Raw genomic sequence first — 23,883 nt, forward strand, 5'->3', positions numbered from 1 at the left:
TTTTGTGTCGGAGGAGTGACTGGGACGTATGGTCGGACGCAGCCGCCGGTACGCGCTCGCGGACACCGCCCAGCAGGTCGTCGGCGGCTTCCTGCTCGCCGGCCCGTTCGTCGTGACCGACGAGGTGTGGGGGCTCGCCGCCAGCATGAGCTGGCTGCAGACCGCCGCGACGGTGTGTCTGGTGTTCGCCATCGGCTACGGCGCGCTGTACAAAGCCGACGACGACCGCGACCCCGACCGGGAAGCGGAGGTCGCCGGCGTCCCGGTTCGGTTCCTGTCGCTCGTCACCGTCTCGTACCTCTCCGTGCTCATCCTGGCGCTGTCGTTCGACGCGCCGGCGACGCTCATCCCGAACCACGTCGAGCCGCCGGTGCCGCTCCGGACGACGGTGCTCGTGACGATGAAGGCCGTCTCCGTCGGCGCCGTGTTCTCCGTCGTCGGCGCCGCCACCGCCGACTCCGTGTTCTGACGGCGGCCGCCGGACTCCGGGCGCCGGACGACGGACGCGGAAGCGGATGCTGAACGCCGAGCGCCCGACGTCACGGCTCGGCGGTCCGAGACTCCAAATAGGAAGCCGAGGGCATCGTCGCCATGCCAGCGACCCTCCGCGTCCTCGCCGGCGACTGCACCACCCGGTTCGACTCGCCCGGCGACGGCCTCCTCCAGCGCGGCCACGTCGTCGTGGTCGTGAAGCCCGACAAGACCGTCCTGGTCCACGACCGCGGCGGCTACCAGCCGGTGACGTGGCTCACGCGGCCCGACTCGGTGACCGTCGAGGCGGACGACGACGGCTTCGCCGTGACCGCCCGCGACGGCGAGCGGACGCTCCGCGTGCAGTCGCACGACGTCGGGCGACGCGTCGCGTTCCCGGTGACGGACGCCGGAACGCCGGTCGGAGACTGCCCGGACTGCGGCGCCGCGCTGGTCCGCGCCGGCGGCGACGTCGTCTGTCTCGGCTGTGACGACCGCTACGGTCTCCCCGCGGGCGCGACGGTCACCGACGAGGCCTGCCCGGACTGCGGGCTGCCGACGATGCGGGTCGCCCGCGGCGACGTGTTCGAACTGTGTGTCGACGTCGCCTGCGAGTCGCTGAACGACGCCGTCCGCGACGCGCTCGACCGCCGGTTCGACTGCCCGGACTGCGGCCGCGACCTCCGCGTCCGCCGGCACCGCGGCCGGCTGTTTCTCGGCTGTGACGGCTACCCGGACTGCAAGACGGCGTTCTCGATTCCGGCCGGCGAGTTCGCTGGCACCTGCGAGTGCGGCCTCCCGCTGTTCGAGACGGCGTCCGGCGTCCGCTGTCTCGACGGCACCTGCGAGCGCCACCCGCCCGGCACCGCCGGCCCGTGACCACCGGGAGATAATCACCGAGGTTAAATATTATCGAGTGCGACCACCCAGTAATGACACGGAGCAGGCGACAGTTCCTGACGGCGGCGGGCGCGACGGGCGCCGCGCTGCTCGCCGGCTGTCAGGCCCAGAAAGTCGACACAGAGACGCCGACGAGCGACACGCCCGGCGGTGCCGGAACCACCACCGGCGAGCCGACGCCCGCGACGGCGAACACGCTCGTCGTCACGTCGTACCCGGCGTTCACGAACGCGCCGAGTTCTAGCCCCGGCGCGTGGCTGAAACGGCGGTTCGAAGACGAGTTCGACGCGACGCTCGTGTACAAGACGCCGCAGAACGAGCTGAACTACTACATCGAACGCGCCGCGCAGGGCGTCGACTTCGAGGCGGACGTCTACATCGGCCTGGACGTGAACGCGCTCATCCGGGCGGACGAGAAGCGCGGCACGGGCCAGTTCACGAAGCCGCTGTTCACCGAGTACCCCGAACTCGACGGCGCGAGCCGAATCAAGGACAACCTCTGGTTCGACCCGAAAGACCGGGCCGTCCCGTTCGACACGAGCTACGTCAGCCTCGTCTGGAACGCCACCAAGGAGGGCGGCGAGTTCGTCGCGCCAGAGACGTTCGACGAACTGACGAAGCCGGCGTTCGAAGGCGACCTCATCACGCAGAACCCGACGTCGGCGGTCACCGGGAAGCGGTTCATGCTGCACACCGTCAAGCGGTACGGCGAGGACGGCTACCTCGACTACTGGGAGCAGTTGAAGCAGAACGGCGTGCAGGTGCTCGGCAACTGGTCGGACAGCTACTCCGCGTACACCAGCGGCGAAGCGCCGATGGTGACGTCGTACTCCACCGACCAGGTGTACGCGAACCGGTACGACCAGAACATGCAGAAACACCAGATTCGGTTCTTGAACGACCAGGCGTACGGGAGCTCCGAGGGGATGGCGCGGTTCCGCAGCAGCGACGCCCCGGAGCTCGCTCGGAAGTTCATGGAGTTCGTGCTGCGCCCCGAAATCCAGGTCGGCATCGCCAAACGCAACGTCTCCATCCCGGCCATCACGGACGCGCCGCTCCCGGAGGACTACAGCAAGTACGCGAAGGTGCCGCCGGAGCCCGTGGAGTTCTCCTACCAGGAGCTGAAAGGGAACGTCACGCGATGGACGGACCAGTGGGCGAAACAGTTCGCCTCGAACTGACCGGCGCGCCCGCCCGACGTGTCGCCTGCGCCGGCTGCGTCGCCTCCGCCGGCGAGGCACGGCGATGAGTCGCGGGCTCGGCAGTCGACTCCGCAGCCGGGCGCTGCCGTTGCTCGCCGCGGCGACGGCGCTGCTGCTGGTGGCGCTGTTCTACTACCCGGTCGCGACGGTGCTCGTCGACGCCGTCGTCGTGGACGGCGAGCTCACGGCGGCGCCGCTCGCGGCGGTGCTGACCAGCGAGTTCTACCTGGGCTGGGTCGGCCGGCTGCTCGCCGACCCCGTCGGCTTCGCCGGCTACCTCGCCGGGACGATGCTCGCGGACCCGCTCGCGGCGCTGTGGACGCTGCAGACGCTCGGCCTGTTCGGGTTCACGGCGTGGCAGGCGCTGCTGTCGACGGTCGCCTCGGTGGCGCTCGGACTGCCGGGCGCGTGGGTGCTGGCCCGGTTCGAGTTCCGCGGCCGCCGGACGCTGCGGTCGCTCACCATCCTCCCGTTCATCCTCCCGTCGGTGATGGTCGCCGTCGGCTTCTACGCGACGTTCGGCGCGTCCGGGACGCTGAACGCGGCGCTCGCGGCGGTCGGCCTGCCGCGGCTGAACCTGCTGCCGTCGCTCACTGCCATCGTCGTCGCGCACGCCTTCTACAACGCGCCGCTCGTCACCCGCGTCGTCGCGGCGTCGTGGGAGCAGGTGGACGCCTCCGCCGTCGAGACCGCGCGGGCGCTCGGCGCGTCGCCGCGGCGGGCGTTCCGCGACGTGGTCGCCCCGCAACTGCTGCCGGCGGTGCTGATGGGGGCGACGCTGACGTTCGTGTTCACGTTCGCCTCGTTCCCCATCGTGCTCGCGCTCGGCGGCGCCCGGTACGCGACGGTCGAGGTGTTCGTCTACGCCGCGGTCCAGCAGCTCGACTACCACGAGGCGGCCGCGCTGGCGACGCTGGAGTCCGGAGTGTCGCTGACGCTGACGGCGCTGTATCTGCGGTACGAGCAGGCGACGACCAGCCAGCACCGGAACGCCCGGAAGCAGCCCCGTCGCCCGCTGCTTCCGGCGTCGTGGACGCCGAAGCGGACCGCGGTTCGGGTCGCCGTCGCCGGCTACGCGGTCGTCGTCGCCGCGGTGTTCCTCGCGCCGCTCGCCAGCATGGTGTACGGCAGCCTCACCGTCGACGGGCAGGTGACGCTGGACGCCTACCGGTTCCTGCTGCAGCGGCAGGTGTCCGGCGGCCAGTTCCAGGTGAAGCCGCTGCCGGCGGTGAAGAACTCGCTGCTGTTCGGCGCCGGGACGCTGGTGGTGGCGCTGCCGACCGGCGTCGCGATGGCCGTCGTGACGACCCGGCGGTTCCGCGGACGGTGGGCCGTCGACGCGCTGTCGATGGCGCCGCTCGCGGTGTCCGGCATCGTCGTCGGCCTCGGGCTGCTCCGCGGGCTCGTGTTCGGCGTCACGCTGTTCGGCTACCGAATCTCAGTCGCCGGCCCCGTCGCCATCGTCGCCGCGCACGGCGTCGCCGCCTACCCGTTCGTCGTCCGGAACGTCGCGCCGCAGCTCGGCCGGCTCGACCGGTCGCTCGTCGAGTCCGCGCGCGCACTCGGCGCCTCGCGGCTCCGCGCGGTCGTCGACGTCGAACTGCCGCTCGTCTGGCCGGGCGTCGTCGCCGGCGCCGCCTTCGCGTTCGCCATCAGCATCGGCGAGTTCGACGCGACCGTCGTGCTCGCGGAGGGCGGCGGCGCCTACACGATGCCCGTCGCCGTCGAGCGGTTCATCGGCCGGCGGCTCGGCCCGGCGACCGCGATGGGGACGGTGCTGCTCGTCGTCACCGCCGCGTCGTTCCTCGTCATCGAACGCGTCGGCGGCGGACTGGGGGGCGACGGGGACGGCGGAGGCGGCGGCGGGGGCGGGGCGCTCTGAAACGTTCGGCGGTCCGTCGTCCGTCGCCGCCGGTCAGGGGGCGACGCCGACGGTGAGCAGCGTCCCGTACGTCCGGTAGCGCTCCACCATCTCCTCGCGGGAGTCCCAGCCGTCGGTCGGGAACGCCGACGCCGGCGGGACGTCGACGTCGCGGTCCGGGATGTTGTCCTGCTCGGCGACGTGGAGGCCGGCGTCGCGGAACGCCTCGCGGTACCGGTCGGCGTCCCACCGCGTCATCTCGACGGAGATGTCGTCCTGCCAGCCGTGGCTGTGGACGTTCTCCTCGTAGTAGTTCACGGCGCAGTAGAACGTCCCGCCGGGGCGGAGGACGCGGGCGACTTCCGCGAGCGTCTCCGCGGGGTCGTCGCTGTAGTAGAACGCCTCCATCGAGAAGACGTGGTCGACGGCGTCGGCGGCGAACGGCAGCGACCCGAAGTCGCCGACGACGAAGCCGACGTCCGCGTCCGGGTCGGCGTCGAGCGTGTACTGACGGGCGTTCCGCGCCATCTCCGGGGCGCCGTCGAGGCCGTAGCCGCGGCCGATTCCTTTCGTCTCGGCGAGCGCGCGGAGCGCGTAGCCGCTTCCGGTGCCGAGGTCGACGACAGTGTCGCCGGCCTCGACGGGCATCCGGGCGAGCGCGTGCTTGGCGGTGTGCCAGTGGCGCTCCTCCATCCCTCTGTCGCGGCCCTGCGCGGCCCAGGCGTCGAACTCCTCGCGGACGCTCATGGTCGTCGGTCCGCGGCGCGGCACGTAAGCGTCGCGGCTCCGACCGTCCGCGACGCCATCGCTGTCGCCGTTTCGGTCCGCGCCACCCGGGCTGTCCGCGGGTTTTACGTCGTCTCGGCCGCAGACCGAGGTATGCACGTCCGTGACGCGGTCGAGGCGGACGCCGACCACATCGCCGCCATCGCCGACGCCCCGGCCGAAGCGATGCGTGACGTCGTCCACGACCGAACGGTCCGCGTCGCCGCCGTCGACGAGCCGCCGACCGACCCGAACGAGGACAACGACGCCGACCCGGCCGACCTCCGCGGGTTCGTCGCGTTCGACGTCCGCGACGGCGTCGTCCACGTCACCGGGCTCGGCGGCACCGCCGACGCCTGCAAACGCCTGCTCGAAGAGCCGATGCGGTTCGCCGCCGCCGAGGACATGCCGGTGGAGCTGTTGCTCGTCGACGACGAGTCGACGCTGCGGGACGCCGCGGCGGAAGCGGGGTTCGACGCGGTCGGCGACGGCCCGCGGTTCGAGGGGAAGCCGACGACTCGGTACCGAATCGAGCGGGACTGACGGCCGACCGGACCGGCAGCGTCGCGTCCGGCACTGCGAACCCTCTTGGGTCCGGGCTCAGGCTCCGTCGCCCCGCCCGGGTCAGCTGAACTTCCGGACCGTCATGTCGAGCGTGTCGAGGTCGAGAATCGGGGCGTAGCCGGCGTCCGGGTCGATGTTGACGGACTTCTGGAACGCGGTCTGCTCCTGCCAGCAGCCGGAGTTGACCGCGAGGACGTTGTGGTACTTCCCCCAGCCGAGCTTGTGGACGTGGCCGGTGTGGAACACGTCCGGCACCTCGTCCATCACGAGGTAGTCCTTCTCCTCGGGGGCGACGCGTGTGTGGCCGCCGAACTGCGGCGCGACGTGCCGCTTTTTCAGGAGCTGATACATCGCCTTGTGCGGCTCGTCGTAGCTCGCCTTCTCCTCGGGGAGTTCGGCGATGACCTCGTCGAGCGAGACGCCGTGGTACATCAGGACCTTGACGCCCTCGACCGTGACGAGCGACGGGTTCCCCGTGATCTGCGGGTCGTGCACCGACATGATGTCCCGGAGCTCCTCGTCGAAGCCGGGCTGTGGCTCCGCGAGCCTGACGGCGTCGTGGTTCCCCGGAATCATCACGATTTCAAGGTCGCCCGGCACCTCCTTCAGGTACTCCGCGAACGCCTCGTACTGGTCGTAGATGTCGATGATGTCGAGCTCCTCGTCCTGGTCGGGGTAGACGCCGACGCCCTCCACCATGTCGCCGGCGATGAGCAGGTACTCGACGGCTTCGGCCTCCTCGGTGTACAGCCAGTCGGCGAACGACGACCACGCGTCGGCCATGAACTCCTGTGACCCGACGTGGACGTCCGAGATGAGCGCCGCCTGGACGTGGCGGTCGGCGGTCGACGGCCGGTGGGTCCGCGGGACGTCCGGGAAGTGGATGGCGTCGACGAACACGATGCCGGCGTCGTCGGCGAGCGTCCCGGACACCGCGATGCACTCGTCGAGCAGCAGTTCGTCGACGAGGTCGGCGATGTCGCGGTCTTTCATCACGAGACACGGGAACGTCCCGGTGGTGTCTTCGAGTTCGACGAGCCAGTGGCCCGACGCGGTCGACCGGATGTCGTTGACGAGCCCGATGAGTTCGACGTCGGCGCCGCCGCCCATCGCCTCGATGGTGTCGGCGGGCCGGTGGTTCACGCGGCCGCGGAGCTGGGAGGCGAGCCGTTCGTACCGGTCGCGGAACACCTCCACGAACTCGTCGTACTCGCCTGTCCCCGTGGACTGGCCGGTGACGTCGTTCGCGACGTCCGCCGGCGGCGGCGACCGTGACCCGACGCGGGACGACCCCCCTGTTTCACGTGGAGCGTCGTCAGCGGCGCTCGCGTCGGTACTTCCCGAAGTCTCGCCGCCTGTTCCAGTCGAAACGGAGGGGGTCGGGTCGCCCTGTCCGCCGGGGACTGCAGACGGCGTCTCCGCCGTCGTCGGCGCCGGTTCGGCCGCCGCGGCGTCGTCCGGCGTGACCGCGTCCGGGTCCGGGACGGGCGCGGTTTCGAGCGCCTCGCGGACGTGCTCGGTGGTGAGAACGAGCGTGTCGTCCGGGGCGGCCTCGACGGCCGCCTCCAGCGCGAGCGCGGGCGCCTCCGCCTCCGAGATGAGCGTGACGGCCTCCCGTTCGGCGTTGTAGCCGCGGCCCGCGAGCGCCTGCACGACCCGGGAGGGCGTCTCCAGTGGCACGGCGCGACGTGGGGCGGCAGCGCGGAAAAGCGTAGCGAACCCGGGGTTCGCCGGACGCCGTCTCGACGTCACCGGCGACCCGGTATCGTCGACGGCACCGGTATCGCCGTCGATGTCGGCGTCGGTGTCGGTGTCGGCGGGGCCCCCGTAGCAGAAGGTTCAACACCGGCGCCCGGGTACGACGGTGCAATGAGCGACGACAGCCCTCCGTCGCCGGGGCCGCTGAGGCGGTTTCTCACGGCGAAGTCGGGGCCGCTGATGTTCGTTCGCGAGGTGCTCTCCTCCGCGCTCGCCGTCGTCCTCGTCGGCATGCTCCTGTTCGCGGTTTCCGGCGTGTGGCCGCCGATGGTCGCCGTCGAATCCGGCAGTATGCAGCCGCACATGCAGAAAGGCGACCTCGTGTTCATCACCCAGCCCGACCGGTTCTCGCCGGAGTACGCCTACGACGAGACCGGCGTCGTCCCGTACGACATCGCAGCGGAGCACAACTACACCACGTTCGGGTCGTACGGCTCCGTCGTCGTCTACATGCCGCCCGACCGGGTCGGGGCGCCCATCATCCACCGCGCCCGGCTCCACGTCGACCGGGGTGAGAACTGGTACGACCGCGCGAACCCGGCCTACCTCGCCGGCGACTCCTGTGCGGAAATCGCGTACTGCCCGGCGCCGCACGCGGGCTTCATCACGAAAGGCGACCACAACGACATGTACGACCAGGCGAACGGCCTCGCGCCGCCCGTGAAGACCGAGTGGATTCGCGGCGTCGCCCGCGTCCGCATCCCGTACCTCGGCTGGGTGCGGCTGCTGTTCTCGGGCGCCGCCTCCACGCCGACGATTCCGACGGGCGTAGCCCCGTCGGTTCCGGTGGAGGTAGCCGCAGGCGCCACCGCCGGCCCGGTGTCGACGGAGTCCGCGAACGCCACCGTTTCACCTGGAACCAGTTCTGGCGGAAAAGCAACAGCAATAGCCGGGTAGTCCAGGAGAAATAGAGGGGTGTCGTCCGGTCGGTTGCGGTCAGCCGTAGTTCAGTTGTCGAACCGAGCCTGGACGAACGGCTGTGCGTCCTCGATGTCGCCGAGCCGGGAGTCCGAAAGCAGGACGGCCTCGGTCTCGTCGATGGGGACGGAGAGGCTGATCTCCTTGGTGCGGCCGTAGCGGCCCTTCGAGACGACGACGGCGTTGACGATGCCGAGCATGTCGAGTTCGGAGATGAGGTCGGTGACGCGCCGCTGAGTGAGGACGTCCGCGTCGATCTCCTCACAGAGCCGCTTGTAGATGTTGAACACCTCGCCGGTGTTGACGTTGTGGACGCCGTTCTTCTCCAGCAGGATGATGCTGAACAGCACGATTTTGCTCTGCGTCGGGAGCGTCCGGACGACCTCCACGACGCGGTCCAGTTCGATCTTGTCCTGCGCCTGCCGGACGTGTGACTCCTCGACGAGGTCGGCCTGTGACCGCTCGGCGAGTTCGCCGGCCGTCCGCAGCAGGTCCAGCGCGCGGCGGGCGTCGCCGTGCTCCTGCGCGGCGAAGGCGGCGCACAGCGGGATGACGTCCTCGGTGAGCGCGTCCGCCTTGAACGCCGTGTCCGAGCGGTGCTGGAGGATGTCGCGGAGCTGGTTCGCGTCGTACGGCGGGAAGACGATCTCCTCCTCGCCGAGGCTCGACTTGACGCGGGGGTCGAGGAAGTCGGTGAACTTCAGGTCGTTCGAGATGCCCATGATGGAGATGCGGGAGTTCTCCAGCTCCGAGTTCATCCGCGAGAGGTTGTACAGCGTGTCGTCACCGGACTTCTCGACGAGCTTGTCGATCTCGTCGAGCATGATGACGACGACGCGCTCGTGGTAGTCGACGGCGTCGAAGAACGTCGAGTAGACGCGGTCGGTCGGCCACCCGGTCATCGGCACCTCCTCCATCTCCTCGCGGTCGTCTTCGAGGTCGGCGATGCGGTCGTCGAGGGCGGCGACGGCGTCGAACTCGGTGCCGGCGATGGCGGCCGGGTCCTCGGTCGCTCGCGACCGGAGGTCGCGGAGTTCGTCGAGCCGGTCGTCGATGAGGGTCTGGTTCTTCTCGATGAACTTGTTCGCGAGCTGTGCGAGCACGCGGTACTGCGTGTCGGTCACCTCGCAGTTGATGTACTCGACCTCGCAGGGAACGTCGTACTTCTGGGAGGTGGATTCGAGCTCCTGGGAGACGAACTTCGCGGAGGCGGTCTTCCCGGTCCCGGTCTTCCCGTAGATGAGGATGTTCGACGGCGTCTCGCCGCGCAGCGCGGAGACGAGGATTGTCGCCATCTTGTTGATCTGGTCGTTCCGGTGCGGGAGTTCGTGCGGCGTGTAACTCGGCCGCAACACCTCCTTGTTCTCGAAGATGGGTTCGCCCGAGAGCAGGTCGTCGAACAGCCCGGTGCTGTCCTCGTCGTCGTCGTCCTCGCCGAGCACCTCGTCGACGTCGAGGTCGACCTCCGTCTCCGTGCGTGCGCGAGAGCCGAACTCGAAGCTCCCGGCGGCGTCGTCGCCGCCGACGGCGTCGCCGTCAACCGAGGTGTCGGCTGAGCTGCCGGTCGACGTGTCGGCCGAGGTTTCGGCCGGGGTCCCGGCCGGGTCGGCCTCGTCGACCGCCCCGTCGTCCGCCTCCACTTCAGGTGGAGCGTCGTCACGGACGTCCGCACCGCCGGTTTCCCCGTCGCTCCCCGGGTCCGTGACCGGCGCCGATTCGGCGTCACTGGCGGCGGTAGCGCCGTCGGCGGTGTCGGCGGCGGCGGGGCCACGGCGGTCTGTGCCGTCGCTGGTGTCGCCGGCCATTCCCTCGCTGGCCGGCGGTTCGTTCGATTCCGCGTCCGTCCCGGACGTGGCGCGCTGTCGGTCGCGAGCGGCGTCGTCGACGGTGTCGCTGTCGGCGGGGACGGCGTCGACGGCGTCGTCCGCGTCGCCGTCGTCGTCGCCGTCAGCCGCGTCGTCGACCGCGCGGGCGTCGTCCGATGGTTGGTTTCTCGTCACGTACAGTCACCCCTCCATTTCAACTGGAACGCGCCCGGGATACCCCGGAGAATTCGGCGTCAGCCGGGGATATACGGAAGAATCCGGCGTGAAGCCGTTGCGTGCGGCGTCCAGGTGATGCAGACGAACCGGACGAAGAGGGGGAACAAAAACCTTGCTCTTCGCCGGATGATTCACCTCGCGTCTGACCGAATCGAACGACGTCGAGCACGGTGAGGCGGCTCCGACGTCCGCTGAGTCGGCGTCCCGACCGATTCCGGCTGGCCTCGGTGTCGTGGTAGGAGGTGGCCACTACCGGACTGCTGACACCGTGCTCGACAAGACCTTAGTTTCAACTGCATAGCTCGGATTTTCGCCCGTTCAGACTAATGGTCTACTAGTACGAATTCTGATCTTCTAGGCCACCTAGCGGACGTCTGTCGCCCGGACCGCCACGTATCGAGCTGGCTGATCTGCTGGGCGAACTGACCAGTCCGTAGTCGCGGTTATATCAGCCACATACAGTAATCGCAGTGATTCACGAGAAAATAGATGAGAGAGGCTTCGAGGCGGCTATCGAGTCGGTTTAACTCGTGCGAGAGGGATGACGATGGAGGCACGTGGAGCCGGGCGTCGCCGCTAGACTGGAAGTCAGGGTCGGGGGTCCTAGACGGGAAACGAAGGGTGAACGGATCGAATCGATGGCGGTGCCGTCGGCGTGTGGAACGTCTAGTCGACTAGAAACGAGGGGGAGGTACCCGATCGCGGTTCGGGGGACGGCCGTCGGTTTCTCCTAACCGCCGAAACCCCCCCACCCCTTCGTTTCGGGTGCAACAGTCAACACGGGTGGGTGGGGGACAGCCCCCATCTAGTCAGCGGCACCTTTATGTCCCAACCAACACAACCATACCCGAACGACTAGCGAAAACGGTTGTTTTCTGGTGTTGTGCTGTGAGGTAATGGTGTCAGCTGGCTCGACCGCCCACAACCGAGGACCGTTCCACCTGAAACGAGGGGGTGTGGGGGCGGGTTCCCATCCACGACACCCGACGATGGAGGACGTCACCACCCTCCTCGTCAGCCGCACCTCCCGCCTATCGGCCAACCTTCCCGGCCGACGCCACTGACTCACTCCAGAATCCCCCGACTTCCCGAGTTCTCTCGACTGCTCCAACACTCACCGACGAATCCGTGAACTCTCAAGCGTTCCACCGAGGTCGTTCCACTAGGCTCACCGGACGGCTTGCTGTCGGTCGATCGGGTCGCTTGCTGCCGATTTTGGCTCGGTCGACCGGCGCTGTGTAGGGCCCGTCACCGCCGCCGTCCAGACGCCGAGTTCCCGCGATATCGGTCCGTACAGCGACCAACGAGCCGTCCAGTGCCCGTCTGACGTAGTCCTTAAGTGTCGCGCCCGGCTTGGTGCGGTAACGCCCTCGCGCGGAACAAGGGGGAGGAGGTCAGAATGGGTCTACTCACAAATCTCAGAGACAGCATCTCACGGGCGACGGATCGGCTGTTCGCCGACGACGAGCCCAAACGAATCGGCATCTACGGTCCGCCGAACGCCGGGAAGACGACGCTCGCCAACCGCATCGCTCGCGACTGGACCGGCGACGCCGTCGGTCCGGAGAGTCACATCCCGCACGAGACGCGGCGCGCCCGCAGGAAGGAGAACGTCACCATCGAGCGGAACGGGAAGACCGTCACCATCGACATCGTCGACACGCCCGGCGTGACGACGAAGGTCGACTACAAGGAGTTCCTCGACCACGACATGGACAAAGACGACGCCGTCAAGCGGTCCCGCGAGGCGACCGAAGGCGTCGCCGAGGCCATGCACTGGCTCCGCGAGGACGTCGACGGCGTCATCTACGTCCTCGACTCCACCGAGGACCCGTTCACGCAGGTGAACACGATGCTCATCGGCATCATCGAGAGCCAGGACCTGCCGGTGCTCATCTTCGCGAACAAGACCGACCTGGACGACTCCGACGTGAAACGCATCTCGGACGCCTTCCCGCAGCACGAAACCGTCCCGCTGTCCGCCCTCGAGGGCAACAACATGGACGAGGTGTACGAGAAGATCGCGGAGTACTTCGCCTAACCATGCCCGAAGCAACCACACCAGACGGCGACGACGGCGTCCGTATCGACCTGATCAGCGGCGCCCGCATGGACGGGCTCACGTCGATGGAGAAGATTCGGCTCATCCTCGACTCCGTCCGCGACGGCGACATCGTCGTCCTGGAGGAGGGGCTCAGCCCCGAGGAGGAGTCGAAGCTCATCGAGGTCACGATGACCGAGATCAGCCCGGACGACTTCTCCGGCATCGAAATCGAGACGTACCCGAAAAACGAGTCCGGCGGCAGCGGCGGGCTCGTCGGCCGCATCCTCGGCAAAGAGCAGACCGCGAAGAAGCTCACCGTCATCGGCCCGGCGAACCAGATCGAGACGCTCCACAAAGACGAGAACCTCATCAGCGCGCTCGTCTCGCGCAAGTAGCATGCCCCACCAGTGTACAAACTGCGGCCGGACGTTCGCCGACGGCTCCAAGGAGATGCTGTCGGGCTGCCCGGAGTGCGGCGGCAACAAGTTCCAGTTCCGGCCGGAGGGCGCCGTCGACGGCGACGCCGCTGCCGGCGCTGACGCCGCTGGCGACCCGGACCTCGGCGGCGGAGCGCCCGCCGGCGCGGCCGACCAGGTCGGCGCCGGCTCCGAGAACGGCGCGCAAGCCGAGGCGCGGTCGGAAGTCGTCTCCGAGGACGAACTCGCCGACGCCGCCGCCGACGCCGCCGCCGACGCGGACGCCGACCGCGCCGCAGCGGCCGACGCGGCGGACGACGCCGCGGCCGAGGAGTCGTCCGACCCGAACCTCGACGCGCTTCGACAGAAGCTCAACGACCAGTTCGAGTCCATCCGCATCGTCAACCCCGGCCAGTACGAACTGAACCTCATGGAGCTGTACGACCGCGAAGAGTACATCATCTCGCTCCGCGAGGACGGCCGGTACGTCATCGAGATGCCCGAGTCCTGGGGCCCGCACGACGACTGACGCGGTCGACGACCCGCCTCCCGAACCCCCACTCTCGACTCTCCAGCACCCGACATCTGGTCTCCGGCTTCCCGGTTTCTGACTCCTCAGCACCCCGGTTTCTGACTCCCTTCCTCCTCGGTTCGCCTTGGTCGGTTTCGGTTCGCGTACCAAGTCCACCGGTTCCGACACGCCCTTGAAAGCGACGCACGCAGTTCCGGTGAATGCTGTCCTCGTTGCGGGCGCGGATTCGCGAGACGCTCCTCCTGTTCCCGGCGGTGCTGGCCTCGCTCGGCCTCGTCGACCGCGAGAAGGGGCGGGACGCGTTCGACCTCGCGATTCCCGTCATGATCACCGGCGGGATGCGGACGCTGCTCCGGGTCGCCGACTTCCTGATGGTCGGCGTCTACGCCGGCAGCGCCGCGGTCGCCGGGCTGGAATTCGGCTTCCAGTACTACTTCATCCCGTTCGGGCTGGCGCTCGCGCTCACCTCCGGCACCATCAGCGTCGTCTCCCGGCTGAAGGGCGCCGGCGACGACGCGGAGGCGAACTTCGCCATCAAGCAGTCGCTGTGGCTCGCGCTGCTCGTCTCCGTCCCCATCACGGTGTTCACGTTCTTCTTCGCGGAGGAACTCGTCGGCGTGCTCACGAACGACGCGGTGACCCGGCGGTACGGCGGGACGTACCTCCGAATCGTGATGTACTCGGTGGCGTTCCGGTTCTGGTCGATGATCGCGGCGCGGGCGCTCGCCGGCTCCGGCGACACCCGGACGCCGATGTACGTCCGGCTGTTGACGCTCCCCACCAACATCGGGCTGAACGCCGTGCTCATCTTCGGGGTCGGCCCGTTCCCGGAGCTCGGCATCGCCGGCGCCGCCTGGGGGACGACCGCCGCGAACACGCTCGCCGCCGCGATATTCGCGTGGGCGCTGCTCTCCGGTGACTACTCGGTCCGGTTCCCGGTCGGCGGGAAGCAGTGGGACACGTCGCTGGCGCGCGAACTGGTCAGGGTGAGTCTGCCGCTCGCCGGGACGCGGCTGTCGCGGACGTTCGGCCGGTTCCCGTTCCTGTTCATCCTCGGCGTCCTCGGGACGAACGTCGTCGCGTCGTACGCCATCGCCCGCCGCATCATGCTGCTGGCGCTGATGCCGGCGTGGGGGTACGCGACGGCGTCGTCGACGCTGGTCGGCCAGTCAATCGGCGCCGGCGACGACGAGACGGCGGACGAGTACGGCTGGCAGACGCTGCGGCTCGCGCTCGTCACGCAGCTGCTCATCGGCGCGGCGCTGTTCGTCGTCGCGCGGCCCGTGGCCGCCGCGTTCAACCCGGACGACGTCGGGATGACGGTCGTGTTCGTCCGCGTGTTCGGGCTCGGCGTCGCCGGCTTCGCCGTCTCGCGGACGATGCGCGGCGCGCTGCGGGGCGCCGGCGACACCCGGTGGCCGCTGTACGGCGCGCTGGTCGCGACGTACGTGGTCAGGCTCCCAATCGCGGTGTTGGCGCTGCCGGCCGGCTACGCCCTCACGCTGTTCGCCGGCCCCGCCTCGCAGTTCGTCGGGCTGTCGCCGGTGTCGGTGCCGCTCCCCGGGATGGGGCTCGGGCTGCTCGCCGTGTTCGCCGCCATCGTCGGCGACTTCTACACCCGTGCCGGCGTCAACCTCGCGCGGTACTGGAGCGACGCCTGGAAGCGCGTGGCACGCGAAGCCGACGTCGGCACCGAGCCGGCGAGCGACTGAACGCTCCGTTTCGGGTGGAACCGTCCGTCCTCCGTGCTGGGAACCGTCGGTTCTCCGTGCCAAGTGGGCCCGCGGTCTGTGAACCGGCCGGCCGCGTCGCCGTCGGGGCGCGGCGCACGCCGCCGAACTGAAGGCTTTATGCCGGACGCCTCGCCACGTGTTCGCATGAGTAAGGCGACGAAGATCGTCCTCAGCGTTGTCGGCGTGTCCGGGCTCCTCGCGGTCGGCATGGTGCTGGCGCTCGCGCTCGGATAGGGGATGTTCGAGCGACGGGACCTGCCGTCGCGGCTCCGGGACGTCCGCGCCGCGTACGCCCCCGACTGCGTCGTCCTCGACGCGGAGTCGGACTTCGAGACGCTTCCCCCGGCCGCCGCCGAGGACCTCGGGCTGCTCGTCGACTCGCTCGACCCCGCGGCGTACCCCACGGAGTGGCTGCCGGACGACGCGCCGCAGGCGCTCCGGCGGTACGCCGGCAGCGACTTCACCGTCGGGATGCCCGGCGACGGCACCGTCGTCTGGACCGACCAGACCGCACCGCCGACCGTCATCGCGAAGAAGCGCGCCGAAACCACGCCGGCCGACTTCCTCGAGTTCCTGCTCGCGGAGGCGTTCGTCGAAATCGGCGTCGGCGTCCCCGAGCACTTCCTGCCGTTCTTCGGCGACCAGTACCGCGAACTCGACGCCGTCGTCCCGCTCGGCCCCGCCGACGTCTACCAGCTCGCGGCGGCGCTGTTCGACGCCTGGGTCGGCCTCCACACCCGCGAGGAGTTCGCGGCGTGGGCGGAGCCGCACCCCGACCTGTACGACGCCTGGGTCGACGCCGGCGACCGCCTGACCGGCCGGCTCGACGACCTGCCGCGGGACGTCGCGCGCGGCCGCACCGACTTCGCGGCCGCCACCGAGTACGCCTGCGCCGCCGTGAAACACGACCTTGACCTGCCGGCGCCGTTCGCGGCGCTCGACACCGCGGCCTACCGCGAACACGGCGCGCCGTACGCCGTCCAGTGGGCGGAGAAGACGTTCGCGGCGCTCACGGAAGACTGACGAAACGGACGAAACCGACGCAGGACCACGATACTGACGGGGATTGGCCGCTGAGCGACGAAGAGTGATGAAGAGCAACGAAGAGCGACGAGGACCGACAACAAAGACTGACCGCTGACTGACTGGCGTCGACGACGCTACACCAGGTCGACGGTGGCTTCGCCGTCCTCGTCGAGGTCGATGACGTTCCCGAACAGGTCGCGGAACCGCTGAATCGTCTCGTCGTCGTGGACCTCCTTCGACAGGTGGAACAGGCCGACGGCGTCGTGCTCGTCGAGCAGCGCCAGGATGGCTTCGGCGGCGTCGTACGTCCCGTCGACGTCGGCGTAGTACGCCATTTCGGTGAGCGAGTCGACGCTGACGCGGCGCTTCCCCTCGTGGCCGGCGAGGAACGACTCGACCTGCGCCACGATGCCGTCGAGGTCGTCGGGGGCGGCGACGTAGTGGAGGTGGTCCGACGAGCGCCGGGAGTAGCCGCGCTCGACGGAGATGGTGTCGAGGATGTCAGCGCGCGACTCGTCGACGTCGTAGTGCTCCAGTTTCTGCTCGACTTCGCGGGCCGTCGTTCGCGTGGAGACGACGAGGAAGTTGTCGGTGTCCGTCTTCAGGAAGTCCGTGTCGATGCGGTCCGTCTCGCCGATGCTGGGGTGGAGAAGAAGCAGGCCGGTCCCGCCCGGAATCGTCGTGTCGACCCCGTCGATGGCGAGTGTGTAATCCATATCCGTGGCTCCGGCCGCGCCGACTTAATTCTGCGGGGACGCCGAGCCGCCGGGTCCGACTGCCGAGTCGAGTCGGCACTGGCCGGACAGCCGAGCGGAGTCGAAACAGGGTCAGACTGCCGGGTCGAACGGCCGGCCCGACCCGCCGCCGCGCCGTTTATCCCCGCAGCGGTGCTTGTCGCAGCCATGTCAGACGGGGATACGGCTCTGAACGCGGCTATCGGTGCGGTCGTCTCGCTCGTCCTGTTCTTCCTCCCGTTCTCGCCGGCGCTCGGCGGGGCGGCTGCGGGCTACCTGCAGGGCACTGACCGACGCGACAGCGCCGTGACCGGCGCGCTCTCGGGCGTCGTCGTCGGCGTCGTCGGCGCCGTCTTCGGGTCGCTCGTCGTGAGCGTCTTCGTCATCGTCGGCCCCGGGATGCGGAGCGGCGTCCTCGTGTTCGTCGCGCTGTTCCTGGTCCTGTTCGTCGCCGTCGGCCTCTACGGCGTCGTCCTCGGCGCCGCGGGCGGCTACGTCGGCGCGTTCGTCCGCGAGGAACTCGACGCCCCCGCGGAGACCCCGCCGGAACGACTCCGCGGCGACGACGCAACCGGGGACGACGACGCGGCAGACGCCGCCGCTGATTCCGAAGCCGATGCCGATACCGACAACCATGCCGGTGCCGATACCGAAGTCGATGCCGGTGCTGATGGTGTTGACGGCGACGCCGACGCTGACGGCGGCGGCGATGCTGACATCGACGGCGACGTCGGCAACCATGCTGACGCCGACGTCGACGCTGACGAATCTCGGTAGCTCGGCCGAGAAAAACGGAGGGACGGTCGCGGCTACTCCTCGGCGCTCGGCGTGATGCTGCGGCGGCTCTCGGCGACGTCGAGGTCGACGTCGAGGTCCGCGAGCAGCTCCTCGGCCTCCTCGCGCTTCTCCTGGTGTTCGGCGAGGAACTCCTCCATCAGTTCGGCGGCCTGCTCCTTGCAGCCGCCGCAGAGCCGGTCGCCGTTAGCGCACTCCTCGTACACCTTCTCGGCGAACTCGTCGTCGTCGCCGGCGAGCAGGTAGGCGTACAGCTCGTACACCGGGCACTCGTCGGGCTTCCCGCCGAGTTCGCGCTGCTTCTCCGCGGTCTCGCGGCCGCCGGTCGCAGCCGCCTTCACCTTGTCGTACCCCTCCTCGGGGTCGTCGAGCAGCGAGATGTGCGACGCCGGGTCCGACGACGACATCTTCCCGCCGGTCAGCCCCGTCATGAAGCGGTGGTAGATGGACGACGGCGCGACGAAGCCGAAGCCGCCGGCGTCGACTTCGACCTCGCGAGCCAGCGCCTCCGCCGCCGCCCGGTCGAGGTCGAAACTGTCGACGTGCGCCTCGAACACGCGCTTTTCGCCGTCGACGGCGTCGACGAGCGCGTCGAACGCCTCGTCGGTCGCGTTCCGGTCGAGGAACCGGACACGCGGCCGGAGCGGCTCCATCCCGGCGTTGTCGAGCTTTTCGAGCAGCGACTCCGTCGTCGCCTGGTCGGCTCCCCACGGCTGCTCGTCCGTGTCGGCTTCCCGGAGCCGCTCCGCGGCGTCCTCACAGCGGAGCGTGTCGTCCGCGTCGTCGTCGCCGTCGCCGTCCGCGTCTTCACCGTCCGCGTCGCCGTCGGCGAGCGAGTCGTACACCTGCGCGAGCAGCCGGCGCTCGTCGTCGTCGAGTTCGAAGCTCGCGTACGCCTCGGTGACCTTGAAGTACCGCATGCGGGCGGCGAGGTCGCGGGCGAACCGGACGTGCGGGTCCTGGTCGGGGCCGACCGGGATGACGGTCGGCTTCGGCTCGTCGACCAGCTGCGGATAGAGGATGTCGGCCATCTGCGTGACGACCGACTGCATGTGCGACACCGACGTCTCTCCGCCGAACCCGTAGATGCCTTCGAACTCGGCGTACCGCGCCTTCGACCCGAGTTCGAACGCGAGGTCCTGGAGTTCCCGGTTCGTGGACTGCCGGTACAGCGTCCCCTCCTCGGGGTCGAAGCCGAGCGCGATGAGGCTCAGCAGGTAGTCGCGGGCGTGCTCGTCGATGTCGTCCCACGTCATGCCGCGCGCCGAGTGGGCTTCGAGGTCCGCGATGAGCCCGTAGGTGTCCGCGCCGGCGCGCTGGTGGTAGATGAGTTCGTCGAAGACGAGCTTGTGGCCGATGTGCGGGTCGCCGGTCGGCATGAAGCCGGACAGCGCCGCGGCCGGCTCGTCGTTCCGGAGCGCCTCGGCGACGGCGTCGTAGCCGCGGTGCCCGAAGATGACCTTCCGCCGCATCAGGTAGTGCGGGTCCGGCGTCTCGTCGATGACGTCCGCGAAGTCCTCGATGCCGAACTCCTCGAACAGCTTCGGGTAGTCGTCGACGGCCGCCGACCCCCACGGGTCGAGCGCCACGCCACCGTCGGTTGCTGCGCTCGATGCGTCGTCGGTCGTACCCCCGTCGGGGGCGGTGTCGTCGTCGGTCATGCTGTATCGTCAGTCATCGCTACGGGGTGAGTCGCGCGACCGTCAGGTACGCGACCGAGTCGTCGCCGGCCAGCGCAAAAACCATTCGCTTCCGGACGCCGCCCGCCAGTCTGACGTCCAGCGCGAGCTCTCGCGGGTCGAACCGGTGGTCCGCCGGCACCACCCGGACAAGCGCCTCCGAGTGCGGCAGCGACTCCACGGAGTCGACGTCGTCGTACGTCCGGAAGTCGGCGCCGAACTTGTAGCCGGTCTTCGGGACGACGCCGCGGTCGCGCAGTCGCCGGTAGACGCCGAGCCGCCGGTCGAACCTGTCGCCCTCCACGTCGCGGCCGCGGGCGACGACGTCGTCGGCGTCGAGGTCGACGGCGCCGCGCTCGGCGAGGTCCGCGGCTTCGAGCAGCGACAGTTGGAGCGCGTCGACGGCGGCGGCGTCGCGGCCGGAGACGGGCTGGCCGTAGAACGCCGAGCCGTACAGCGACGCCGGCGGCTCCCAGCACACCGCCCGGTCGTCCAGCAGGTCCGCCTCGACGCCGCGCGGCAGGTCGTAGTCGGTGGCGCCGTCGAAGCCGCCGCCGGCGGTACAGTCGAAGTACGTCACCTCGCTCTCCTCGTCGACGACGGCGAGCGTCACGCCGTCGAGCCGGTCGGCGGCCAGTTCGGCGCGTTCGCCGACGACGCGCAGCCGATACGCGACGTCGCCGCCGGGCTTCTCCCCGCGGGCGTACACCGCGAAATCCACGTCGCCGCCGCGGTCGCCGTCTCCGCGGTCTGAGTCGCGGTCGCCGTCTCCGCGGTCTGAGTCGCGGTCGCCGCCGCTCCCTCCGCTGCCTTCGCCGCCTGCGTCGCCTCCGCTGCTGCCGGCGGCCGCGCCGCCCGGCCATCCGTCGCGGGTCGGCGAGACGTAGAAGCCGCGCTCTCGGACGTCGGCGTACGTCAGGAACCGCGCCGCGAACCGGTCGGCGGCGCGGACGGAGTCGACGAAGAACTCCCGGAACCCCATGCCGTCGACGGCGTCGATGTCGCCGCGGTACAGCAGGTGTGCGGCCTCGACGCGCGCCAGGTCGACCTCGGCGCCGCGCGCTCGACCGTAGCCGCGCGAGTCGTGAAACCGCTGCCGCGCGTCGCCCCCCGCCGTGACGACGCCGCCATCCAGCGTTGCCTCCATCGTATCGTTCGGCGCGCGGCGACGGTTTAGGGGCTACGGTCGCGTGTCACCGCCTCCGACGCCGACGGCCGACTCGGGATCGGCGCTTCCTCCGGTCGGGGGAACGGTTTAGGGGGTCGGCGCTGGCTGTGCTGACGTGCAACTCTGCCGTCGCGCCGCGCTCGGGTGGCTGCTCGCCGGCCTCCTCGTCGTCACGGGGGTGGTGCTCGCCGAGGTCGTCCAGACCGTCGTGTTCGCCGTCACGGTCGCGTACGTCCTCCACCCGGTGCGTCGGGAGGTCCGCGAGCGCGGCGGTTCGCGCCGCGTCGCCGCTGCGGCCGCGACCGGCGCCGCGTTCGTCGCCGTCGTCGTCACCGCGGCGCCGCTCGTCTACCTCGTCTACCGGCAACTCGACGGCATCCTGACGTTCCTGTCGTCGCTCCCGGAGTCCATCCCGGTGACGCTCGCCGGGTTCACCTACGTCGTCGAAACCGGGCCGCTGTTCGACCTGCTCGTCGACGTCCTCCGACCCATCGGCCGCGCCGCGGCCAGCGCCGCCCCGGTGCTCGCGCTGAAAGTGATGCTGTTCGTGCTCGTCGTCTACGGGCTGCTGTACGATCCGTCGGCGCCCCGCGCCGCGATGCTCCGGCTCGCACCCGCCGAGTACCACGACATCGTGCTGGCGCTGCACCGCCGCACCGCCCAGACGCTCCGCGCCATCTACGTGCTGCAGGCCGCGACCGCCGTCGGGACGTTCGCGGTCGCGTTCGTCGTGTTCGCCGCGCTCGGCTACCAGTCGCCGTTCGCGCTCGCCGTCGCCGCCGGCGTCCTCCAGTTCGTCCCCGTCGTCGGCCCGAGCATCGTCGTCGGCGCGCTCGCCGGCTACGACCTCGTCGTCGGCAACGTCGTCCGCGCGCTCCTCGTCACGGTGCTCGGACTCGTCTTCGTCGGCTTCGCGCCCGACGCCGTCATCCGGCCGCGGCTCGCCGGCGAAACCACTGACCTCCCGGTGTCGCTGTACTTCGTCGGCTTCACCGGCGGCCTGCTGACGCTCGGCGCCGTCGGCTTCGTCGTCGGGCCGCTCGTCGTCGCGCTGCTCGCCGAGGTCGTCGCGCTGCTGTCGGCCGGGCCGTCCTCACAGCAGACGACGCTCGCCGAATCAGCGCCACCCGACCCGGTCGACCCGGCCGCCGCGGCGACGGGGTCTGCGGCGACGGAGTCCGCGGCGGCGACGCCGACCGAGCAGTCCGGCGGCGACGAGCCGTCCGAGCGCTGACTCGGCGCAGCGCGGCGACCGCGGCCGTCACTCGTCGCGTTCGGAGACGACGTCGCCGCCGCGGTCGGTCCACTCGGTGAGGCTGCCCTCGTAAAACAGGAGGTCGTCGTAGCCGAGGTGTCGCAACACGAGGTAGGTGTGGCTGATGCGGCGCGCGGTGTTGCAGTACAGGAGCACCCGCCTGTCGGGGGTGACGCCGGCGCCGGCGAGGATTGTTTCGAGCGCGTCCCGCGGTTTCAGGCCGCGGGTGTCGGTGTCGACGAGCTCCTTCCAGTCGAGCTGGACGGCGCCGGGGAGGTGCGCGTCGGCGTACTCCTCGGGTTCGCGGGTGTCGACGACCACGACGTCGTCGCGGCCGAGCAGCCGCTCGACCTCGTCGAAGCCGACCAGCGGGGCGTCCGTCGGCTCCGCGACGGCGTAGTCGGTCGGCTCCGGGTCGACCGCGTCGGTGCTGGTGGCGTGTTCGCGGCTCCAGCTGCTGTAGTCGCCGTCGAGCACGTGGAGCCGCTCGGGGTCGTGGCCGTACAGCTCCGCGGTGACGACGAACCGGGCGGCGAAGACGCCGTGGGTGTCGTCGTAGGCGACGACGTCGTCGCCGGCGTCGACGCCGGCGGCCGACAGCAGCGCGGCCCAGTCGTCCGGGTCGGGAAGCATGCCGTCGTCGCCGACGCGGAACTCGTCGAACGGAACCGAGACGGCGCCGGGGACGTGACCGATGCCGTCGTACTCCCAGCCGTCGCGGACGTCCACGACGACCAGGTCGTCGTCGCCGAGGCGGTCGGCGACCGCGTCGTCGGAGGCGAAGATGTCCATGCCGCCGCTTGGCGCCGCCCGGGGAAAAGCACGGCCGACGCGGCGACCCTTCCCGGGCGTCCCCCGAACCGGAACTTGTTGCCGGGAGTTGGCGCCGGCGTCACGGCGACCCCGCCGCAGTGTCCGGGGAGCGAGACGTAGCCTCGCCGACACCGCGAAACAACCAGAAATACTTGCCTGTTCGCGAAACGAATGGCCGGGTCTGCCGGTGCTGCGGGTATTATGACGGGCGAACACGTACACCGGGACGCAATGTCAGACTACGCGAAGGACGTACTCGTCTCTCCGGAGTGGGTGGAGGACCACCTCGACGAGTTCCAGTCCGACGACCCGGCGTATCGGCTGGTCGAAGTCGACGTGGACACGGAGGCGTACGACGAGAGTCACGCCCCCGGCGCCATCGGCTTCAACTGGGAGACGCAGCTCCAAGACCAGGTGGAGCGAGACGTCCTCAAGCAGGACGACTTCGAGGAACTGAACGAGTCGCACGGCATCTCCGAGGACACCACGGTCGTCCTGTACGGCGACAACTCGAACTGGTTCGCCGCGTACACCTACTGGGAGTACAAGTACTACGGCCACGACGACGTGAAACTGGTCGACGGCGGCCGCGAGTACTGGGTGGAGAACGACTACCCGACCACCGACGAGGTGCCGTCGTTCCCGGAGACCGACTACGACGCCGACGAGGCCGACGAGTCCATCCGCGCGTACCGCGACGACGTCCAGGACGCCATCGACGCCGACGTGCCGCTCGTCGACGTCCGCTCGCCCGAGGAGTACAGCGGCGAGGTCCTCGCCCCGCCGGGCCTGCAGGAGACCGCCCAGCGCGGCGGCCACATCCCCGGCGCCCGCAACATCTCGTGGGCCGACGTCACCGACGAAGAGGGCAAGTTCCTGTCCGCAGAGGAGCTCGAAGAGCTCTACAGCGACGTGCTCGCCGAGGGCGACGACGAAATCGTCGCCTACTGCCGCATCGGCGAACGCTCCTCCGTCGCCTGGTTCGCGCTGCACGAACTCGTCGGCGCCGACCAGGCCGTCAACTACGACGGCTCGTGGACCGAGTGGGGCAACCTCGTGCGCGCCCCCATCGAGACCGGCAGCGGCGAGTAACGCCGCCGCCTCCATCCGCGTCCGCGACGACGACCCCGTCTCGACGCGTCTCTCTGTTTCCGCTTTCTCTCCGCCTCGACGCGTCTCCCCGTCCCCGTTTCCTCTCGATTCGCTC

22 protein-coding genes are annotated in these 23,883 nt (G+C 69.8%); 15 read left to right on the top strand and 7 right to left on the bottom strand.

Annotated elements, in window-relative coordinates:
* The first annotated feature begins 28 nt into the window (after nucleotides 1–28).
* The 4 genes from ACQUS7_RS05185 (at nucleotide 29) to ACQUS7_RS05200 (ending at nucleotide 4,455) form a co-directional block, all read left to right on the top strand.
* A complete protein-coding gene (locus ACQUS7_RS05185) occupies nucleotides 29–469 on the top strand; it encodes a DUF2391 family protein (RefSeq protein ID WP_435123683.1) in 441 nt (146 codons plus the stop codon).
* Between the two features lie 122 nt (nucleotides 470–591).
* Nucleotides 592–1,350 (top strand): topoisomerase DNA-binding C4 zinc finger domain-containing protein, encoded by a 759-nt coding sequence (locus ACQUS7_RS05190; RefSeq protein ID WP_435145291.1) that lies wholly within the window; start codon nucleotides 592–594, stop codon nucleotides 1,348–1,350.
* 53 nt (nucleotides 1,351–1,403) lie between these two features.
* On the top strand, nucleotides 1,404–2,552 hold the full coding sequence (locus tag ACQUS7_RS05195) for a thiamine ABC transporter substrate-binding protein (protein ID WP_435145294.1): 1,149 nt from the start codon (nucleotides 1,404–1,406) through the stop codon (nucleotides 2,550–2,552).
* Nucleotides 2,553–2,616: 64 nt separating this feature from the next.
* Complete coding sequence (locus tag ACQUS7_RS05200; RefSeq protein ID WP_435145297.1) at nucleotides 2,617–4,455, top strand: ABC transporter permease; 1,839 nt, start codon at nucleotides 2,617–2,619, stop codon at nucleotides 4,453–4,455.
* Nucleotides 4,456–4,488: 33 nt separating this feature from the next.
* Here ACQUS7_RS05200 and ACQUS7_RS05205 read toward each other — a convergent pair whose 3' ends face one another.
* Nucleotides 4,489–5,181: a class I SAM-dependent methyltransferase gene (locus ACQUS7_RS05205; protein ID WP_435145300.1), complete on the bottom strand. Its 693-nt coding sequence runs from the start codon at nucleotides 5,179–5,181 to the stop codon at nucleotides 4,489–4,491.
* Between the two features lie 132 nt (nucleotides 5,182–5,313).
* Between ACQUS7_RS05205 and ACQUS7_RS05210 the strand changes: the two genes are divergently transcribed.
* On the top strand, nucleotides 5,314–5,742 hold the full coding sequence (locus ACQUS7_RS05210) for a hypothetical protein (protein ID WP_435145303.1): 429 nt from the start codon (nucleotides 5,314–5,316) through the stop codon (nucleotides 5,740–5,742).
* Nucleotides 5,743–5,823: 81 nt separating this feature from the next.
* On the opposite strand, the gene ACQUS7_RS05215 is transcribed toward ACQUS7_RS05210, so the two are convergent.
* On the bottom strand, nucleotides 5,824–7,443 hold the full coding sequence (locus ACQUS7_RS05215) for a DNA-directed DNA polymerase II small subunit (RefSeq protein ID WP_435145306.1): 1,620 nt from the start codon (nucleotides 7,441–7,443) through the stop codon (nucleotides 5,824–5,826).
* A gap of 189 nt (nucleotides 7,444–7,632) precedes the next feature.
* On the opposite strand from ACQUS7_RS05215, the gene ACQUS7_RS05220 reads away from it, so the two are divergent.
* On the top strand, nucleotides 7,633–8,418 hold the full coding sequence (locus ACQUS7_RS05220) for a S26 family signal peptidase (protein ID WP_435145309.1): 786 nt from the start codon (nucleotides 7,633–7,635) through the stop codon (nucleotides 8,416–8,418).
* Between the two features lie 50 nt (nucleotides 8,419–8,468).
* Here ACQUS7_RS05220 and ACQUS7_RS05225 read toward each other — a convergent pair whose 3' ends face one another.
* Nucleotides 8,469–10,244: a Cdc6/Cdc18 family protein gene (locus tag ACQUS7_RS05225; RefSeq protein WP_435145879.1), complete on the bottom strand. Its 1,776-nt coding sequence runs from the start codon at nucleotides 10,242–10,244 to the stop codon at nucleotides 8,469–8,471.
* A gap of 1,636 nt (nucleotides 10,245–11,880) precedes the next feature.
* Between ACQUS7_RS05225 and ACQUS7_RS05230 the strand changes: the two genes are divergently transcribed.
* The 6 genes from ACQUS7_RS05230 (at nucleotide 11,881) to ACQUS7_RS05255 (ending at nucleotide 16,229) form a co-directional block, all read left to right on the top strand.
* Nucleotides 11,881–12,522, top strand: coding sequence for an Era-like GTP-binding protein (locus ACQUS7_RS05230; protein WP_435123696.1), 642 nt, complete (start codon nucleotides 11,881–11,883; stop codon nucleotides 12,520–12,522).
* A gap of 2 nt (nucleotides 12,523–12,524) precedes the next feature.
* Nucleotides 12,525–12,920, top strand: coding sequence for a DUF2073 domain-containing protein (locus tag ACQUS7_RS05235; RefSeq protein WP_435123698.1), 396 nt, complete (start codon nucleotides 12,525–12,527; stop codon nucleotides 12,918–12,920).
* Between the two features lies 1 nt (nucleotide 12,921).
* Nucleotides 12,922–13,470, top strand: a complete 549-nt coding sequence (locus ACQUS7_RS05240) for an OapC/ArvC family zinc-ribbon domain-containing protein (RefSeq protein ID WP_435145313.1) — start codon at nucleotides 12,922–12,924, stop codon at nucleotides 13,468–13,470.
* A gap of 203 nt (nucleotides 13,471–13,673) precedes the next feature.
* Nucleotides 13,674–15,185, top strand: a complete 1,512-nt coding sequence (locus tag ACQUS7_RS05245; RefSeq protein WP_435145316.1) for an MATE family efflux transporter — start codon at nucleotides 13,674–13,676, stop codon at nucleotides 15,183–15,185.
* Between the two features lie 165 nt (nucleotides 15,186–15,350).
* A complete protein-coding gene (locus ACQUS7_RS05250) occupies nucleotides 15,351–15,440 on the top strand; it encodes a hypothetical protein (protein WP_435123704.1) in 90 nt (29 codons plus the stop codon).
* Between the two features lie 3 nt (nucleotides 15,441–15,443).
* Complete coding sequence (locus ACQUS7_RS05255; protein ID WP_435123705.1) at nucleotides 15,444–16,229, top strand: DUF7089 family protein; 786 nt, start codon at nucleotides 15,444–15,446, stop codon at nucleotides 16,227–16,229.
* Between the two features lie 137 nt (nucleotides 16,230–16,366).
* Here ACQUS7_RS05255 and ACQUS7_RS05260 read toward each other — a convergent pair whose 3' ends face one another.
* A complete protein-coding gene (locus tag ACQUS7_RS05260) occupies nucleotides 16,367–16,948 on the bottom strand; it encodes a DUF7090 family protein (protein ID WP_435145320.1) in 582 nt (193 codons plus the stop codon).
* A gap of 186 nt (nucleotides 16,949–17,134) precedes the next feature.
* On the opposite strand from ACQUS7_RS05260, the gene ACQUS7_RS05265 reads away from it, so the two are divergent.
* The gene (locus ACQUS7_RS05265; protein WP_435145323.1) at nucleotides 17,135–17,743 is read left to right on the top strand and encodes a DUF5518 domain-containing protein; all 609 of its coding nucleotides are present in this window, start codon (nucleotides 17,135–17,137) and stop codon (nucleotides 17,741–17,743) included.
* 32 nt (nucleotides 17,744–17,775) lie between these two features.
* On the opposite strand, the gene ACQUS7_RS05270 is transcribed toward ACQUS7_RS05265, so the two are convergent.
* Nucleotides 17,776–19,422: a tryptophan--tRNA ligase gene (locus ACQUS7_RS05270; RefSeq protein ID WP_435145326.1), complete on the bottom strand. Its 1,647-nt coding sequence runs from the start codon at nucleotides 19,420–19,422 to the stop codon at nucleotides 17,776–17,778.
* A 19-nt stretch (nucleotides 19,423–19,441) separates the two neighbouring features.
* Nucleotides 19,442–20,587 (bottom strand): tRNA-intron lyase, encoded by a 1,146-nt coding sequence (endA, locus tag ACQUS7_RS05275; RefSeq protein ID WP_435123712.1) that lies wholly within the window; start codon nucleotides 20,585–20,587, stop codon nucleotides 19,442–19,444.
* A gap of 136 nt (nucleotides 20,588–20,723) precedes the next feature.
* Here endA and ACQUS7_RS05280 point away from each other — a divergent pair, with 136 nt between their 5' ends.
* On the top strand, nucleotides 20,724–21,842 hold the full coding sequence (locus ACQUS7_RS05280) for an AI-2E family transporter (RefSeq protein ID WP_435145330.1): 1,119 nt from the start codon (nucleotides 20,724–20,726) through the stop codon (nucleotides 21,840–21,842).
* Nucleotides 21,843–21,869: 27 nt separating this feature from the next.
* Here ACQUS7_RS05280 and ACQUS7_RS05285 read toward each other — a convergent pair whose 3' ends face one another.
* Entirely contained in the window at nucleotides 21,870–22,655 is a 786-nt protein-coding gene (locus ACQUS7_RS05285; protein WP_435145333.1) for a sulfurtransferase, read from the bottom strand.
* 252 nt (nucleotides 22,656–22,907) lie between these two features.
* On the opposite strand from ACQUS7_RS05285, the gene ACQUS7_RS05290 reads away from it, so the two are divergent.
* On the top strand, nucleotides 22,908–23,768 hold the full coding sequence (locus tag ACQUS7_RS05290) for a sulfurtransferase (protein WP_435123717.1): 861 nt from the start codon (nucleotides 22,908–22,910) through the stop codon (nucleotides 23,766–23,768).
* Nucleotides 23,769–23,883: the final 115 nt, after the last annotated feature.

The sequence above is a fragment of the Halobaculum sp. P14 genome, from assembly GCF_051195155.1.
Lineage (GTDB): Archaea > Halobacteriota > Halobacteria > Halobacteriales > Haloferacaceae > JBNTKA01.

Excerpts from the sequence above, each read along its gene's own strand:
- ACQUS7_RS05205 (WP_435145300.1), bottom strand. The coding sequence starts at position 5,181 with ATGAGCGTCCGCGAGGAGTTCGACGCCTGGGCCGCGCAGGGCCGCGAC.
- ACQUS7_RS05285 (WP_435145333.1), bottom strand. The coding sequence starts at position 22,655 with ATGGACATCTTCGCCTCCGACGACGCGGTCGCCGACCGCCTCGGCGAC.
- ACQUS7_RS05210 (WP_435145303.1), top strand. The coding sequence starts at position 5,314 with ATGCACGTCCGTGACGCGGTCGAGGCGGACGCCGACCACATCGCCGCC.
- ACQUS7_RS05225 (WP_435145879.1), bottom strand. The coding sequence starts at position 10,244 with ATGGCCGGCGACACCAGCGACGGCACAGACCGCCGTGGCCCCGCCGCC.
- ACQUS7_RS05265 (WP_435145323.1), top strand. The coding sequence starts at position 17,135 with ATGTCAGACGGGGATACGGCTCTGAACGCGGCTATCGGTGCGGTCGTC.
- ACQUS7_RS05190 (WP_435145291.1), top strand. The coding sequence starts at position 592 with ATGCCAGCGACCCTCCGCGTCCTCGCCGGCGACTGCACCACCCGGTTC.
- ACQUS7_RS05245 (WP_435145316.1), top strand. The coding sequence starts at position 13,674 with ATGCTGTCCTCGTTGCGGGCGCGGATTCGCGAGACGCTCCTCCTGTTC.
- ACQUS7_RS05185 (WP_435123683.1), top strand. The coding sequence starts at position 29 with ATGGTCGGACGCAGCCGCCGGTACGCGCTCGCGGACACCGCCCAGCAG.
- ACQUS7_RS05270 (WP_435145326.1), bottom strand. The coding sequence starts at position 19,422 with ATGACCGACGACGACACCGCCCCCGACGGGGGTACGACCGACGACGCA.
- ACQUS7_RS05230 (WP_435123696.1), top strand. The coding sequence starts at position 11,881 with ATGGGTCTACTCACAAATCTCAGAGACAGCATCTCACGGGCGACGGAT.
- ACQUS7_RS05200 (WP_435145297.1), top strand. The coding sequence starts at position 2,617 with ATGAGTCGCGGGCTCGGCAGTCGACTCCGCAGCCGGGCGCTGCCGTTG.
- endA (WP_435123712.1), bottom strand. The coding sequence starts at position 20,587 with ATGGAGGCAACGCTGGATGGCGGCGTCGTCACGGCGGGGGGCGACGCG.
- ACQUS7_RS05290 (WP_435123717.1), top strand. The coding sequence starts at position 22,908 with ATGTCAGACTACGCGAAGGACGTACTCGTCTCTCCGGAGTGGGTGGAG.
- ACQUS7_RS05220 (WP_435145309.1), top strand. The coding sequence starts at position 7,633 with ATGAGCGACGACAGCCCTCCGTCGCCGGGGCCGCTGAGGCGGTTTCTC.
- ACQUS7_RS05240 (WP_435145313.1), top strand. The coding sequence starts at position 12,922 with ATGCCCCACCAGTGTACAAACTGCGGCCGGACGTTCGCCGACGGCTCC.
- ACQUS7_RS05255 (WP_435123705.1), top strand. The coding sequence starts at position 15,444 with ATGTTCGAGCGACGGGACCTGCCGTCGCGGCTCCGGGACGTCCGCGCC.
- ACQUS7_RS05195 (WP_435145294.1), top strand. The coding sequence starts at position 1,404 with ATGACACGGAGCAGGCGACAGTTCCTGACGGCGGCGGGCGCGACGGGC.
- ACQUS7_RS05260 (WP_435145320.1), bottom strand. The coding sequence starts at position 16,948 with ATGGATTACACACTCGCCATCGACGGGGTCGACACGACGATTCCGGGC.
- ACQUS7_RS05235 (WP_435123698.1), top strand. The coding sequence starts at position 12,525 with ATGCCCGAAGCAACCACACCAGACGGCGACGACGGCGTCCGTATCGAC.
- ACQUS7_RS05250 (WP_435123704.1), top strand. The coding sequence starts at position 15,351 with ATGAGTAAGGCGACGAAGATCGTCCTCAGCGTTGTCGGCGTGTCCGGG.